Genomic DNA, 14,073 nt, shown 5'->3' with positions numbered 1-14,073 from the left:
TGGATAAACCAGGTCGATCAGGGATTCAGCAAGTTCTTTCAGGTCGGCGTACTTCCCAAACATCCCCCAATCAGTCTCCTCTCCCAGAGGCAGAGGGAGCTGACCGAGGTGCCTGGCGTCATGCATCGACCTGAAAAATCGAGTCGATTATGGATTCAATAAAGCACTTCCAGGTCGGCGTAAATCTGAAATATCCCCCAATCAGTCCCCTCTCCCTCCGGGAGAGGGTTAGGGTGAGGGGCTTTTGATTTTGATTTAAATCAAGCCTGCTCGCGAAGGCGTCAGCTCAGGCACCGCATTTATTTGCCTTTGAACTCAGCCTCACGCTTGGCAATAAACGCCGCCATTCCTTCCTTCTGATCCTGCGTGGCAAACGCCGCATGGAACACCCGGCGTTCAAAACGCACACCTTCACTCAGGTTCACTTCAAAGGCACGGTTCACGCTCTCCTTGACCATCATCGCAATCGGCAACGACTTGCTGGCAATCACTGCGGCCACTTTCAGCGCTTCATCGAGCAACTCATCACTCGGCACAATCCGCGCAACGATGCCGCAACGCTCGGCCTCCACCGCATCGATCATGCGCCCGCTCAGACACATTTCCATGGCTTTGGCCTTGCCCACGGCGCGGGTCAGACGCTGGGTGCCGCCCATGCCCGGCAGCACACCCAGGTTGATTTCCGGCTGTCCGAATCTGGCGTTGTCGCCGGCCAGAATGAAGTCGCACATCAACGCCAGCTCACAACCACCGCCGAGGGCGAAACCATTAACGGCGGCGATGATCGGTTTACGGCGATTGGCCACGCGATCACTGTCGCTGAACAGATCGTCCATGTAGATCTGCGGATAGGTCAGCTCAGCCATTTCCTTGATGTCGGCGCCAGCGGCAAAGGCCTTTTTCGAACCGGTTAGGACGATGCAACCAATGTTCGCATCGGCTTCCAGCGCATCCAGAGCCTGGTTCACTTCGCTGACCAGTTGCGCATTCAGGGCATTCAGCGCCTGCGGGCGGTTGAGGGTAATCAGGCCAACACGGCCATGGGTTTCCAGCAGGATGGTTTGGTAAGTCATGAATAAAAATTCCTTGTCAGAGATTGCGCGAAATGACCATGCGCTGAATATCGCTGGTGCCTTCGTAGATCTGGCAGACACGCACGTCGCGGTAGATGCGCTCCAGCGGGAAGTCGTTGAGGTAACCGTAACCGCCGAGGGTTTGTAACGCCATCGAACAGACCTTCTCGGCCATCTCCGAGGCGAACAATTTGGCCATCGACGCCTCGACCAGGGCCGGTTGACCGCTGTCACGCAGGGCCGCCGCGTAATGCACCATTTGCCGAGCGACGGCGATTTGCGTGGCCATGTCGGCGAGACGGAAGGCCACGGCCTGATGCTCGATGATCGGCTTGCCGAAGGTGTCGCGCTCACGGGCGTAATCACGCGCCGCTTCAAACGCTGCACGGGCCATGCCCACCGCTTGCGAAGCGATGCCGACACGGCCACCTTCAAGGTTGGCCAGGGCAATTTTGTAGCCCTCACCCTCTTCGCCCAAACGGTTGGCCACCGGCACTTTCACGTCTTCAAAAAGAATCTGGCAGGTGTCGGACGCGTGCTGGCCGAGCTTGTCTTCGACGCGAGCGACTGTGTAGCCCGGTGAATCGGTCGGCACGATAAACGCGCTGATGCCGCGCTTGCCGGCGCTCGGATCGGTGACCGCAAACACAATCACAACCCCGGCGTTCTGCCCGGAGGTGATGAACTGTTTGCAGCCGTTCAGCACGTAGTGATCGCCTTCCAGGCGAGCGCGGGTTTTCAGGCTGCTGGCGTCGGAACCGGCTTGCGGTTCGGTCAATGCAAAGGCACCGAGCATGGCGCCGCAGGCCAACGGTTTGAGGAAGCGTTCGCGCTGATCGTCATTGCCGAACTTGAGAATCGGCACGCAGCCGACCGAGTTGTGCACGCTCATGATCGTCGAGCAGGCACCATCGCCGGCGGCGATTTCTTCCAGGGCCATGGCGTACGCCAGGTAACCGGTGTCGCAACCGCCCCACTGTTCCGGGACGAGCATGCCGAAGAAGCCCAGCTCTGCCATCTCGCCGATGGCTTCCTTGGGGAAGCGGTGCTCGCGATCCCACTCGGCGGCGAACGGTTTCAAGCGTTCCTCGGCGAACTGCCGGGCCATGTCACGGATCTGGGTCTGGTCTTCGTTGGGAATCATGGTGAATCCTTAATCCGGGTTACACGCGGTCCACTGTAGGAGCTGCCGCAGGCTGCGATCTTTTGCTCTTGATCTAAAAACAAGATCAAAAGATCGCAGCCTCGTTGCACTCGTCAGCTCCTACAGGATTAAGGTGTTTAGTAGACGCATTCCACGGCCATGGCCGTCGCTTCACCGCCGCCGATGCAGATGGCTGCCACACCGCGTTTGAGCTTCTTCTGGCGCAAGGCCGAGAGCAGCGTCACCAGAATCCGCGCACCCGATGCGCCGATCGGATGGCCCAGCGCACAGGCACCGCCATGCACATTCAGCTTGTCATGCGGGATTTCCAGGTGCGTCATCGCCGCCATGCCAACCACGGCAAACGCTTCGTTGACCTCGAACAGATCGACATCACCCAGCGACCAACCGGTTTTCTTGATCAGCTTCTTGATCGCACCAATCGGCGCCACCGGGAACAGGCCCGGGGTATCGGCGAACGCGGCGTGGCCGTGGATCACCGCTAACGGTTTCAGGCCGAGTTTCTGCGCCTGCGACTGACGCATCAACACCAATGCCGCCGCGCCGTCAGAGATCGAACTGGAGTTCGCCGCCGTCACCGTGCCGCCCTCGCGGAACGCCGGTTTCAGCGAGGCAATCTTGTCCAGTTTGGCTTTTGGTGGCTGTTCGTCGTTGCTGATCAGCACCTGTTCTTTGCCGACGGTCACGGTCAGCGGGACGATTTCGTCCTTGAAGCTGCCGTCCTTGATCGCCTGCTGCGCGCGGGTGGTCGAGGCGATGGCAAAAGCGTCCTGCGCCTCGCGGCTGAAGTGGTTGGTCTCGGCGCAGTCTTCGGCGAAGGTGCCCATCAGGCGGCCCTTGTCGTAGGCGTCTTCGAGGCCGTCGAGGAACATCGAGTCGAGCACGCGGCCGTGGCCCATGCGATAACCGGCGCGAGCACGATCCAGCAGATACGGCGAGTTGGACATGCTTTCCATGCCGCCAGCGATCACCACATCGGCACTGCCAGCAATCAGCATGTCGTGGGCGAGAATGGTGGTTTCCATGCCCGAGCCGCACATCTTGTTGACGGTGGTGCATCGGGTCGATTTATCCAGCCCGGCGCCCAGCGCCGCCTGACGCGCAGGCGCCTGACCGAGGCCCGCAGGCAATACGCAACCGAACAGCACTTCATCGACCGCGTCGCTGGCAACACCGGCCCGTTCAACCGCAGCCTTGATAGCAGCAGCGCCGAGTTGCGGTGCGGTGAGGCTTTTCAGTTCGCCCTGAAAGCCGCCCATCGGGGTGCGCACGGCGCTGACGATGACAATCGGATCGTGGGAAATAGTCATGACAAATCCTCCTTACTTGGCGGCCATGCGCAAGGCACCGTCGAGACGGATCACCTCGCCGTTGAGCATGCTGTTTTCGATGATATGCCGAACCAGCGCGGCGTACTCGGCAGGCTTGCCCAGACGTGGCGGGAACGGTACGCCGGCGGCCAGCGAATCGCGGACTTCCGGAGTCATGCCGGCCATCATCGGCGTTTCGAAAATGCCCGGGGCGATGGTCATCACACGGATGCCGAAGCGTGCCAGTTCACGGGCGGCCGGCAGGGTCAGGCTGGCGATCGCGCCTTTCGAAGCGGAATACGCCGCTTGGCCGATCTGCCCGTCGAACGCGGCCACCGAAGCGGTGTTGATGATCACACCGCGTTCACCGTCGGCATTGGCCTCGGCTTCGGCGATTGCCGCAGCAGCCAGGCGCAGCATGTTGAAACTGCCGATCAGGTTGACGTTGATCACTTGGGCAAAGCTGCTCAATGCATGCGGGCCATTCTTGCCCAGGATCTTCTCGCCACGGACGATACCGGCGCAGTTGACCAGGCCGTTGAGGCTGCCAAAGGCTTTGACGGTGGCCTGCACGGCGGCTTCGGCGGCGGCTTCGTTGCTGATGTCGGCGACTACGCTTTGCGCGCCCAGTCGCTGGGCCTGAGCGGCGACCGCCTCAGCATTCATGTCAACCAGCATCACTTTGGCGCCGGCACTGACCAGCAATTCAGCGGTGGCGGCACCCAGGCCGGACGCGCCGCCGGTGACGATAAAAACCTTGTTCTCGATCTGCATGACGGTATTTCCTGATTCAAGCTGAAACGTTGTGCGCCGCGGCCTCTTGAGCCTTGGCGATTTCCTGGTTGCGCAAGATAAAGCGCTGCAATTTGCCACTCGGGGTCTTGGGCAATTCGCTGACAAATTCGATTTCACGCGGGTATGAGTGCGCGGCCAGACGCTTGCGTACGTGTTGGCGCAGCTCTTCGGCCAGCTCAGGCGCAGCGCGGTACTGCGCACTCAACACCACGAAGGCTTTGACCAGCTCGGTGCGCTCCGGATCGGGCTTGCCGACCACCGCCGCCTCGACCACAGCCGGGTGTTCGATCAGCGCACTTTCCACATCGAACGGACCGACGCGGTAGCCCGACGTGGTGATCACGTCATCGCTGCGGCCGACAAAACTGATGCTGCCGTCGGGGTTCCATTCCACGGTGTCGCCGCTCAAGTAGTAATCGCCGACGAAGGCTTTGGTCGGCGCGCCTTCATAGCCGCCAAACCAGCACATCGGCGATTGCGGGCGGTCGATGGCGAGAATGCCCGGCTGGCCGACGCCGAGTTCGTTGTACTGATCGTCGAGCACCACGATGCGATGGCCCGGCGAGGCGAAACCGGCAGCACCAACATGCACGGCGTGATCGAGGCCGTGGTGGTTGCACAGGACCATGCCCAGTTCGGTCTGGCCGTAATGGTCGTGGATGACCACGCCGAGATTGTCGGCGAACCAGCGAATCACCTCCGGGTTCAGCGGCTCGCCGGCGCTGCTGACGATGCGCAGCTTGCCCTTGATCGACTTGGCGAACTCGTCACCGCCGGCAATCAGCAAGCGATAAGCGGTTGGCGAACCGGTGAGGTTGGTGATGCCGTACTTGTTGATCACCCGGCAAGTGCTTTCGAGGGTGAACGGGCCATCATAAAAGGTGATCGGATGGCCCATCGACAACGGCCCGGTGACGCCGAAGTAGATGCCGTAGGCCCAGCCCGGATCGGCGACGTTCCAGAAGGCATCTTCCGGGCGCAGGTCCACGGCGTCACGGGTGTAACTCTGGAAGGCAACGATGGCTTTAAGCGGGACCGACAGCGCTTTCGACGGCCCGGTGGTGCCGGACGTGAACATCAGCAGGAACGGGTCTTCACCGGTCAGCAGCACCGGTTCGCAGACATTAGAATAATTGGCCAGTTCGGCCCAGAAGCTGAAGTCACCACGGACGATGCCCTGACCTTTGGCGCCGCCAACGGTGACCAAGGTCGGGCAGTCGGCAACGTCGGTGAGTTTCGGCCGGTTGACGGCATCGGTGACCACGACTTTGGCCCCGGAACTGTTCAGGCGATGTTCGAGGGCTTTCGGGCCGAACGCAGTGAACAACGGCTGATACACCGCGCCGATGCGCCAGGTGGCGAACACGGTGATGAGCAATTCGATGTTGCGCGGCAGCAGGCCAGCGACTTTGTCGCCCTTCTGCACGCCTTGGGCGAGGAGGAAGTTGGCGAAACGCGCGGCTTTGTCCTGCAGATCGTTGAAGGTGTACGTCGCACTGGCGCCGTCGCGGCCCTCCCAGAACAGCGCAATGCGCCCGGGCAAGGCATGGCGGTCGCAACATTCGACGCAGGCGTTGAGCGCCTCAAGCGTACCGCTCAGCGCGGCATCCACGGTGTGCTGATAGTTGAACTGTGCGGTGGCAGACAAGTAATCGCGCATTGCCAGAATCCCTCTGTTTTTTATTAGGCTGGGAACCGTAAACAACAGGGGGATAGTCGCGCTGTGGGGCGGCGGCGGCAATGGTCAAAGCTATCAATGTGGCTGACTGGTTTGGCCATACTGGCGCAATCTGCGTAGGAGCTGCCGAAGGCTGCGATCTTTTGACTTTGATGTTTAAAAAACAAAATCAAAAGATCGCAGCCTTCGGCAGCTCCTACAGGGGGAATGCATTCCAAATGTGGGAGCCAGCCTGCCGGCGATAGTGTTGGTTCAGAGCGTTTCGTTCAGGATCAGCGTGCGGTAATGCCCAGGATTGGACCCCGACCACTTGCGAAACGCCTTGTAAAACGAACTCGCATCAGCAAATCCCAACCGTGCGGCAATCTCGACAAAACTGATCGAAGGTTCCGCCAGCCAGGTAATTGCCAACTCTTTGCGCACGCTGTCCTTGAGGCCCTGATAGGTCTGCCCTTCCTCGGCCAGACGCCGGCGCAGCGTCGAAGCGGACATACACAGTTGTTGGGCCAATGCCTCGGTTTCCGGCCATTGTTCGGCAGGCAAATGCCGCAGATCCTGCTTGATCCGACTGGCGAGGCTTTCCGGATCGCGGTACTTCACCAGAATGTTCGCCGGGGCATGGGCGAGAAAGCGTTTCAGCTCCTCGGCCGTGCGCTTGATCGGCAGGTCGAGGCAATCGGCAGAGAAAATCATCCGCGTACGAGGCCGCTCGAAACGCAGGTTTTCCGAGAACATCACCCGGTAGTCGTCGGTGAAGTCCGGCGCCGGGCAGCGCAACTCAATCGCCAGAATCGGAATCCGCCGCCCGGCCAGCCAGCAGGCGACGCCGTGGACGATCATCCAGTAGGTGAAATAGCTGAAGGCGCGGCGTGGTTCGGGGTCGTCTTCAAGCAAGACGATTTCCGCGAGACTTTGCTGGTGCACCAGTTGCGCCGGCAGGCGTTCGAGCATCAGCGACAGAAAGCTCAGGCCTGTGCTCAAACCCGCCGCCAGCGTCGGTTGCGCCATCGCACTGCGGCACAGAAACTCCAGGCTGCCGGACTTGAGCTTGCGCGGGTCCATGCCAAAAAACTCGTCATCGCCACGACGGGCCAACAACCGCCAGAGTTTCGCGTACTGCGAGGCCGGCACCCGGCCGTGTTCGGTTTGCAGCAACGCCGGATCAATCCCGACCTTGTTCAAGACCTCTGCGGTGGCCGCGCCCGGGGCGCAACTTTGCAGCAGCGCTTCACGCACGAGCTGGACAGCGATGGTGTCTTTTTCCGACATGGAGCCCGGTGAACCTTGTTGTTTTTGAGTGGCGAGCATCTTAACCCAGCCAACACAAATGCCCATGTAGGAGCTGCCGAAGGCTGCGATCTTTTGATCTTGATTCTATAAATCAAAAAGATCGGCAGCTCCTACCCGGTTCCGGCGTACATATGAGAATGGTTGTTCTTTAACTTGTTCAGCTTGTGTTCAGGTTTATGGCAATGAATGTCATGTGAGAATGACTTTCATTATGTTACAACTTGTAACCTCTTCGAATGACCCAGTGGACACCGAATGCTCGTTCCCTTTCTGATCATGCTGCGCGAAGGCATTGAAGCCGCGCTGATCGTTGGCATTATCGCCAGCTACCTGCAACAGACCGGCCGTGGCCAATGGATGCCCGCCGTTTGGATCGGCGTGTTTCTCGCCGCGGCCCTCGCCCTACTGGTCGGTGGAGGCCTGGAACTGGTCAGTGCCGAGTTCCCGCAAAAGCAGCAGGAACTGTTCGAAGGCGTCGTCGGACTCGTGGCCGTGGGCATTCTCAGCTCCATGGTGTTCTGGATGCGCAAGGTCGCGCGCTCGATCAAGCATTCGCTGCAAGCCTCGCTGGATCACGCCCTGACTTCTTCGAAGCATCAGGTCGTTGCGTTGATCGCCATGGTCTTTTTCGCCGTCGCCCGTGAAGGCCTGGAAACAGTGTTCTTTCTGCTTGCGGTGTTCCAGCAAAGCGAAGGCCCGGGCGCGCCGGTCGGTGCCCTGCTCGGGCTGATTCTGGCGATTGTCGTCGGTTTCCTGATCTACAGCGGCAGCATGCGCCTCAATCTTTCGGCGTTCTTCAAGTGGACCGGCCTGTTCATTCTGGTGGTGGCCGCCGGGATTCTCGCCAACTCGGTGCAGGCCCTGCATGAAGCCGGCTTGTGGAATCACCTGCAAACCGTGCTTTTCGACTTCAGCGCGACGCTGCCGATGGATGGCCCGTTGGGCTCGGTGCTGGCCGGCATGTTCGGTTATCAGGATGCGCCGACCGTCAGCACGCTCGGTGCCTATCTGATCTTTCTGCTGGTGGCGCTGGTGATGTTCTTTTACCCGGCTCCCACGCCCAAGCCCTCCACCCAATCGTCTTCCGTTTCCAGCCAATAAGGGCATTCATGTCAAAGCCTAATACTCCCCAGGCCTCCCCTCCTCGCGCCTTGCGTTGGGCGGTGGCCGGTTCGGTGGTGGTGATGATCGCCGCCGGCGGTCTGTTTTATTACGCCTCGAAAATGGCCGCGGCCAAACGTCAGCACAACCACGATGAAGTGGTGGTGAACATTCATCCGGGTAGTTGCGAGCCGAATGCACTGACGGTACCCGCCGGCCGCGCCAGTTTCCGCATCGTCAACCGCTCTGATCGCGCGGTGGAATGGGAAATTCTCGACGGCGTGCTCGTCGTTGAGGAGCGGGAAAACATTGCGCCGGGGCTGAGCCAGGTGATCAACGCCAACCTGCAACCGGGCAACTACGCGATCACCTGCGGCCTGCTGAGCAATCCACGCGGCACCCTGCACGTGACGCCGACTGCCGCGTCTGATGCGGCGGCCAAAGCCAAACCGTCGATGGTCGCCTTCGTCGGGCCGCTGTCGGAATTCCGCGTGTACCTGGCCAGCCAGAGCAGTGCGTTGATCAAAGCCGTGACCGCGCTCGATCAAGCGATTGAAAGTGGCGATCTGAGTCAGGCTCAAGCGCTGTACCTGCCGGCGCGTGCTGCGTATCAACGTCTGGCGCCGGCCGCGCAACGCCTCGCCGAACTGGACAACAGCATCAACGCCCGCGCCGATTACTTCGAGAAACGCGAGCAGGATCCGGCCTTCGTCGGGTTCCACCGCCTCGAATACGCACTGTTCCAGCAACGCAATCTCGACCAACTGACGCCCGTTGCCCAGCGCTTGCTCAGCGATGTCACCACGCTCAAACAGCAGTTGCTCGCGCAAAGCCTGCCACCGGAACAACTGGTCAACATCATCGTGCGCAACCTCAACACCCTCGCCGATGTCCGTGCAGCCAGCGGAGAAGAAGAGCGCTACAGCCACAGCGATCTCAACGGGTTCGCTGCCAACGCGCAAACCGCCCACAAAGTGGTCGATCTGCTGCGGCCGATGCTGAGCAAATCGGCAGCCGAGCTGTTGCCGAAAATCGACCAGGCACTGGCGGATTTCGACAGTGAACTCGACACCTACAAGATCAAGGACGGCTACGCCAGCTACGACACCCTCAGCGGCGAACAACGCAAACAGATTGCCGACAAGGCCCAGGCCCTGGCCAACGCACTGGATGGCATCGATCCCGCCCTCGGCCTCTCCGGCCTGTAAGCAGAAGACCCATTCCCGATGAAAGATCTAGAAACGCTCAACCTGCAACGTCGCCGTGTCCTGATGGGCATGGGCGCCGCCGGTGTCGCCCTCGCCGGATCCGCCCTGAGCTGCCCGGCCATGGCCGCCGCGCCGGCACAAGTCACCGAAGCACCGAGCAGCGACAAGACCGAAGACCGCCACGATTTCCACGGCGTGCACCAGACCGGCATCGTCACCCCGCGCCCGGCGTCGGGCATGCTGGTGTCATTCGACGTATTGGCCAGTGATCGCGAAGACCTTGAGCGGCTGTTCCGCACGCTCAACGAGCGCATTGCGTTTCTGATGAAGGGCGGCCCGGTCGCACAAATCGACCCGAAACTGCCGCCACCGGATTCCGGCATCCTTGGCCCGAACGTCACCCCGGACAACCTGACCATCACGGTTTCGGTCGGCGAGTCGCTGTTCGACGAGCGCTTCGGTCTGGCCGAGGCCAAGCCCAAGCGTCTGATCCGCATGGTCGGGTTTCCCAACGATGCGCTGGACGCCGATTGCTGCCATGGCGACCTGAGTTTGCAGTTCTGTTCGAACACCGCCGACACCAACATTCACGCCCTGCGCGACATCGTCAAAAACCTCCCTGACCTGCTGCTGGTGCGCTGGAAGCAGGAAGGCAGCGTGCCGCCGCAAGCCCCGGCGAAACCGGGTGTGCCGGCGCAATCGGCGCGCAACTTCCTCGGCTTCCGCGATGGTTCGGCCAACCCCGACTCCAACGACAGTAAAGCCATGGATCGCCTGGTCTGGGTGCAACCGGGCAGCGACGAACCGGCCTGGGCCGCGCATGGCAGCTATCAAGCGGTGCGGATCATCCGCAACTTCGTCGAGCGCTGGGATCGCACACCGTTGCAGGAACAGGAAAGCATCATCGGCCGGGTCAAAACCACCGGCGCGCCGATGGGCGCCCAACACGAAAGCCAAGTGCCGGATTACAGCACAGACCCGGCCGGCAAGTTGACCAAGCTCGACGCGCACATTCGCCTGGCTAATCCGCGCACGGCTGAAACCCAGGCCAACCTGATCCTGCGCCGGCCATTCAATTATTCCAATGGCGTGAACAAGAACGGTCAGCTCGACATGGGCCTGCTGTTCATCTGTTACCAGGCCGACCTGGAAAAAGGCTTTATCACCGTGCAGACCCGCCTCAACGGCGAGCCGCTGGAGGAATACCTCAAACCGGTCGGCGGCGGCTACTTCTTCACCCTGCCGGGTGTCACGGGCGACAAGGACTTCATCGGTCGCTCGCTGCTCAACGCCACACAACCGAAAACAGCCGCATAAAACAATCTCGACACTGGAGCCGCCCCGATGAAAAAGACGCCACTCGCGTTATTGCTGACCCTTGGTTTGCTCAACACCCCGCTGTCGGCGTTTGCCGCCACAGCACCGCTGGATCTGGTGGGGCCGGTTTCGGACTACAAGATTTACGTCACCGAGCAATTGGATGAACTGGGCAGCCACACCCAACAATTCACCGACGCCGTGAAGAAAGGTGATCTGGCCACCGCGCAAAAGCTCTACGCACCGACCCGCGTGTACTACGAGTCGATCGAGCCGATTGCCGAGCTGTTCAGTGACCTCGACGCGTCCATCGACTCGCGCGTCGACGACCACGAGAAAGGCGTGAAGGCGGACGACTTCACCGGTTTCCACCGCATCGAGTACTCGTTGTTCTCGGAAAAGAGCACCCAAGGCCTGAACGAACTGGCAGACAAGCTCAACAGCGACGTCAAAGACCTGCAGACCCGCGTGGCCGGCCTGACCTTCCCGCCTGAGAAAGTCGTCGGCGGTGCCGCCGCGCTGCTGGAAGAGGTCGCCGCGACCAAGATCTCCGGCGAAGAAGATCGCTACAGCCACACCGACCTGTACGACTTCCAGGGCAACATCGACGGCGCGAAGAAAATCGTCGACCTGTTCCGTCCGCAGATCGAACAGCAGGACAAGGCTTTTGTCGCGAAGGTCGACAAGAACTTTGCCACGGTCGACAAGATTCTGGCCAAGTACAAGACCAAGGATGGCGGGTTCGAGACGTATGACAAGGTGAAGGATAACGACCGTAAAGCGCTGGTCGGGCCGGTGAATACCCTGGCGGAAGACCTGTCCACGTTGCGTGGCAAGCTGGGTCTGAATTAGGTTTTTGTAGCGTCTGGACTGGCCCCATCGCTGGCAAGCCAGCTCCCACAGGTTCTTCGGCGTACGCAATATTTGTGAATCACCGAGGACACTGTGGGAGCTGGCTTGCCAGCGATGGCATTTTCAGCAGCGCTACAAAATCCGGTAGAGCAACCGCTCAATCCGCACCCGACTCACGCGCTTGAGAAACTTGGCCACTCCGGCCGGGTACTCCGGCAGCGTCTCCAGACTCTGAAAGCTGTCGATCCGCGTGGTATGGCGGAAAATCTCTTCCAGCTCCTTCGCCCGTGGCTCCAGCCACTCGCTCTTCGGGTCATCAATCAACAAGGCGTTTTCCAGATCCAGGCGGAATGCCCGTGGATTGAGGTTGTTGCCGGTCAGCAACGTATAGCGCTGGTCGATCCACATGCCCTTGAGGTGATAAGTGTTGTCGCCGTCACGCCACAGGTGCAGGTTCAACTGACCGCTGTCGATGTTGCGCTGATGGCGCTTGGCAAAACGGCGCAGGCTGATCTCGTACAGATACGGCAACGCTGCAATGACCTTGAACGGCTCACTCGGCGGGATATAGAAGTCGTTGGCGGTCTTGTCGCCGACCACGATGTCGATCTTCACACCACGGGCCAGCGCGCGGTTGATCTCGCGAATCACCCCCAGCGGCAGGTTGAAGTACGGCGTGCAAATCGTCAGTTGTTTTTGCGCACTGGCGATCAGCTCGAGAATCGCCCGGTTCAACGGGTTGTTCTTGCCGACGCCGAGCAGCGGGCTGACCGACAGGCCTTCTCGGGCGGTGCTGCCGTTGGCAGTGTCGTACGTCGCATATTTGAGACGGCTGCGCAGATCGCCGATGTCGTTGCGCAGGCTGCGCGTGGTCGGCAGGTTCGGCAGATCGAGACGATGCACGGCTTTTGATTCGATCAGGCCGTGCTTGACCAGGTGATGCATCGAGTCAGCCAGTTCGTGGCTTTGCAGCACGTGGTAACGGTCGAAGCGGTACTTGTCGAATTTGTGCAGATAAACGTTGTTCAGGCTCGCGCCGCTGTAGACCACGCAGTCGTCGATCACAAAGCCTTTCAAATGCAGCACACCGAACAACTCGCGGGTCTGCACCGGCACGCCGTACACCGGCACTTCGCTCTGGTGCGTGCGGGTCATTTCCTGATACCACGCCGAATTGCCCGGCTGCTTGCCGGCACCGATCAGCCCGCGCTGGGCGCGCAACCAATCGACGACCACGGCGATTTCCAGCTCAGGACGCTTGAGCTTGGCGGCGTGCAGAGCATCGAGGATTTCCTGACCGGCTTCGTCTTGCTGCAGATACAGCGCGACGATGTAGATGCGCTGGGTCGCCGTGGCGATTTTCTCCAGCAGGCAACGACGGAACTCGGCGGCACCGGACAGAATGGTCACGGCCTCGGCGGTCAGCGGAAAGCTGCGCAATTTGGGCAGCAAGGAGCGTTTGAAAAGCAACGGCATAGGGCTCGCAATGGGTCGAATCCGAAGAACTCGAGAGCTTACACCATCGCATCCTTCGGGTCTTGTTAGTGCCCATAAAGAGATCAAAAGATCGCAGCCTTCGGCAGCTCCTACACGGGCCAATGTAGGAGCTGCCGAAGGCTGCGATCTTTTGATCCTAAAATACCATTGCCAAAGGAGAACAATCGTTCTACTGTTAGCCGCATGAACGAAATCACTAGCAATGGCACACGCGACATCATTCTGGATGTCACCGAAAAGTTGATCTACAAAAGTGGCATCGCTGCCACCAGCATGGATCTTCTGGTGAAAACCGCAGGCGTCTCCAGAAAAAGCATTTACCGCTACTTTGCCGACAAGGACGCACTGACCGTCGCCGCCCTGCAACGCCGTGACGTGCGCTGGATGCACTGGTACAGAAGCGCTGTCGATCAGGCCGAAACCCCGGCCGATCGCCTGCTCAACCTGTTTACCGTGCTCAAGAGCTGGTTTGCCTCGGAAGGCTTTCGCGGCTGCGCATTCATCAACACCAGCGGCGAAACCGGTGACCCGCAAGACCCGGTGCGGCAGGTGGCGAAAGAACACAAACAGAAGCTGCTCGACTACGTGTGCGAGCTGTGTACCGAACATGGTGCCGAGGATCCGCAACTGCTGGCCAAACAGCTGCTGATCCTGATTGACGGTGCCATTACCGTAGCGCTTGTGATGGGTGATCACAGTGCCGCCGATAATGCGCAATGCATGGCGCGAAAGTTATTGGACCTGTAACGCCTTGATAAGCCGGACTTGTTGTTTATTTATTAATTAG

The 14,073-nt window shown here is 60.1% G+C and carries 12 protein-coding genes; 5 read left to right on the top strand and 7 right to left on the bottom strand.

Features of this window, described 5'->3' with window-relative positions; genetic code table 11:
- Positions 1 to 299 precede the first annotated feature (299 nt).
- The 6 genes from QZR14_RS26940 to QZR14_RS26915 form a co-directional block, all read right to left on the bottom strand.
- The gene (locus QZR14_RS26940; RefSeq protein ID WP_311998208.1) at positions 300 to 1,073 is read right to left on the bottom strand and encodes an enoyl-CoA hydratase; all 774 of its coding nucleotides are present in this window, start codon (positions 1,071 to 1,073) and stop codon (positions 300 to 302) included.
- A gap of 16 nt (positions 1,074 to 1,089) precedes the next feature.
- Positions 1,090 to 2,217, bottom strand: a complete 1,128-nt coding sequence (locus QZR14_RS26935; RefSeq protein ID WP_311998207.1) for an acyl-CoA dehydrogenase — start codon at positions 2,215 to 2,217, stop codon at positions 1,090 to 1,092.
- A gap of 137 nt (positions 2,218 to 2,354) precedes the next feature.
- Positions 2,355 to 3,548 (bottom strand): acetyl-CoA C-acyltransferase, encoded by a 1,194-nt coding sequence (locus QZR14_RS26930; protein WP_311998206.1) that lies wholly within the window; start codon positions 3,546 to 3,548, stop codon positions 2,355 to 2,357.
- A gap of 12 nt (positions 3,549 to 3,560) precedes the next feature.
- Positions 3,561 to 4,322, bottom strand: a complete 762-nt coding sequence (locus QZR14_RS26925; RefSeq protein ID WP_095126290.1) for an SDR family NAD(P)-dependent oxidoreductase — start codon at positions 4,320 to 4,322, stop codon at positions 3,561 to 3,563.
- A 16-nt stretch (positions 4,323 to 4,338) separates the two neighbouring features.
- A complete protein-coding gene (locus QZR14_RS26920) occupies positions 4,339 to 6,003 on the bottom strand; it encodes an AMP-binding protein (RefSeq protein ID WP_311998205.1) in 1,665 nt (554 codons plus the stop codon).
- A gap of 270 nt (positions 6,004 to 6,273) precedes the next feature.
- Positions 6,274 to 7,290, bottom strand: coding sequence for an AraC family transcriptional regulator (locus QZR14_RS26915; protein ID WP_311998204.1), 1,017 nt, complete (start codon positions 7,288 to 7,290; stop codon positions 6,274 to 6,276).
- Positions 7,291 to 7,566: 276 nt separating this feature from the next.
- Here QZR14_RS26915 and efeU point away from each other — a divergent pair, with 276 nt between their 5' ends.
- The 4 genes from efeU to efeO (QZR14_RS26895) are packed head-to-tail and all read left to right on the top strand — an operon-like array spanning position 7,567 to position 11,789.
- Positions 7,567 to 8,412: an iron uptake transporter permease EfeU gene (gene efeU / locus QZR14_RS26910; protein ID WP_311998203.1), complete on the top strand. Its 846-nt coding sequence runs from the start codon at positions 7,567 to 7,569 to the stop codon at positions 8,410 to 8,412.
- An 8-nt stretch (positions 8,413 to 8,420) separates the two neighbouring features.
- Positions 8,421 to 9,620, top strand: coding sequence for an iron uptake system protein EfeO (efeO, locus tag QZR14_RS26905; RefSeq protein WP_311998202.1), 1,200 nt, complete (start codon positions 8,421 to 8,423; stop codon positions 9,618 to 9,620).
- 18 nt (positions 9,621 to 9,638) lie between these two features.
- Positions 9,639 to 10,937: an iron uptake transporter deferrochelatase/peroxidase subunit gene (gene efeB, locus QZR14_RS26900; protein WP_250605073.1), complete on the top strand. Its 1,299-nt coding sequence runs from the start codon at positions 9,639 to 9,641 to the stop codon at positions 10,935 to 10,937.
- A 27-nt stretch (positions 10,938 to 10,964) separates the two neighbouring features.
- Positions 10,965 to 11,789, top strand: coding sequence for an iron uptake system protein EfeO (efeO, locus tag QZR14_RS26895; RefSeq protein WP_186623277.1), 825 nt, complete (start codon positions 10,965 to 10,967; stop codon positions 11,787 to 11,789).
- A 132-nt stretch (positions 11,790 to 11,921) separates the two neighbouring features.
- Here the strand turns inward: efeO (QZR14_RS26895) and pssA are convergent, their stop codons facing one another.
- Positions 11,922 to 13,265 (bottom strand): CDP-diacylglycerol--serine O-phosphatidyltransferase, encoded by a 1,344-nt coding sequence (gene pssA, locus QZR14_RS26890; RefSeq protein ID WP_311998201.1) that lies wholly within the window; start codon positions 13,263 to 13,265, stop codon positions 11,922 to 11,924.
- Between the two features lie 204 nt (positions 13,266 to 13,469).
- On the opposite strand from pssA, the gene QZR14_RS26885 reads away from it, so the two are divergent.
- Positions 13,470 to 14,033: a TetR/AcrR family transcriptional regulator gene (locus QZR14_RS26885; protein WP_311998200.1), complete on the top strand. Its 564-nt coding sequence runs from the start codon at positions 13,470 to 13,472 to the stop codon at positions 14,031 to 14,033.
- Positions 14,034 to 14,073: the final 40 nt, after the last annotated feature.

Origin of the sequence: Pseudomonas sp. rhizo66, from assembly GCF_031931925.1 — a bacterium.
In the GTDB taxonomy this organism is placed as follows: Bacteria; Pseudomonadota; Gammaproteobacteria; order Pseudomonadales; family Pseudomonadaceae; genus Aquipseudomonas.
The sequence above is the reverse complement of the archived record's forward strand: the minus strand, read 5'-3'. Positions and strand labels throughout refer to the sequence as shown.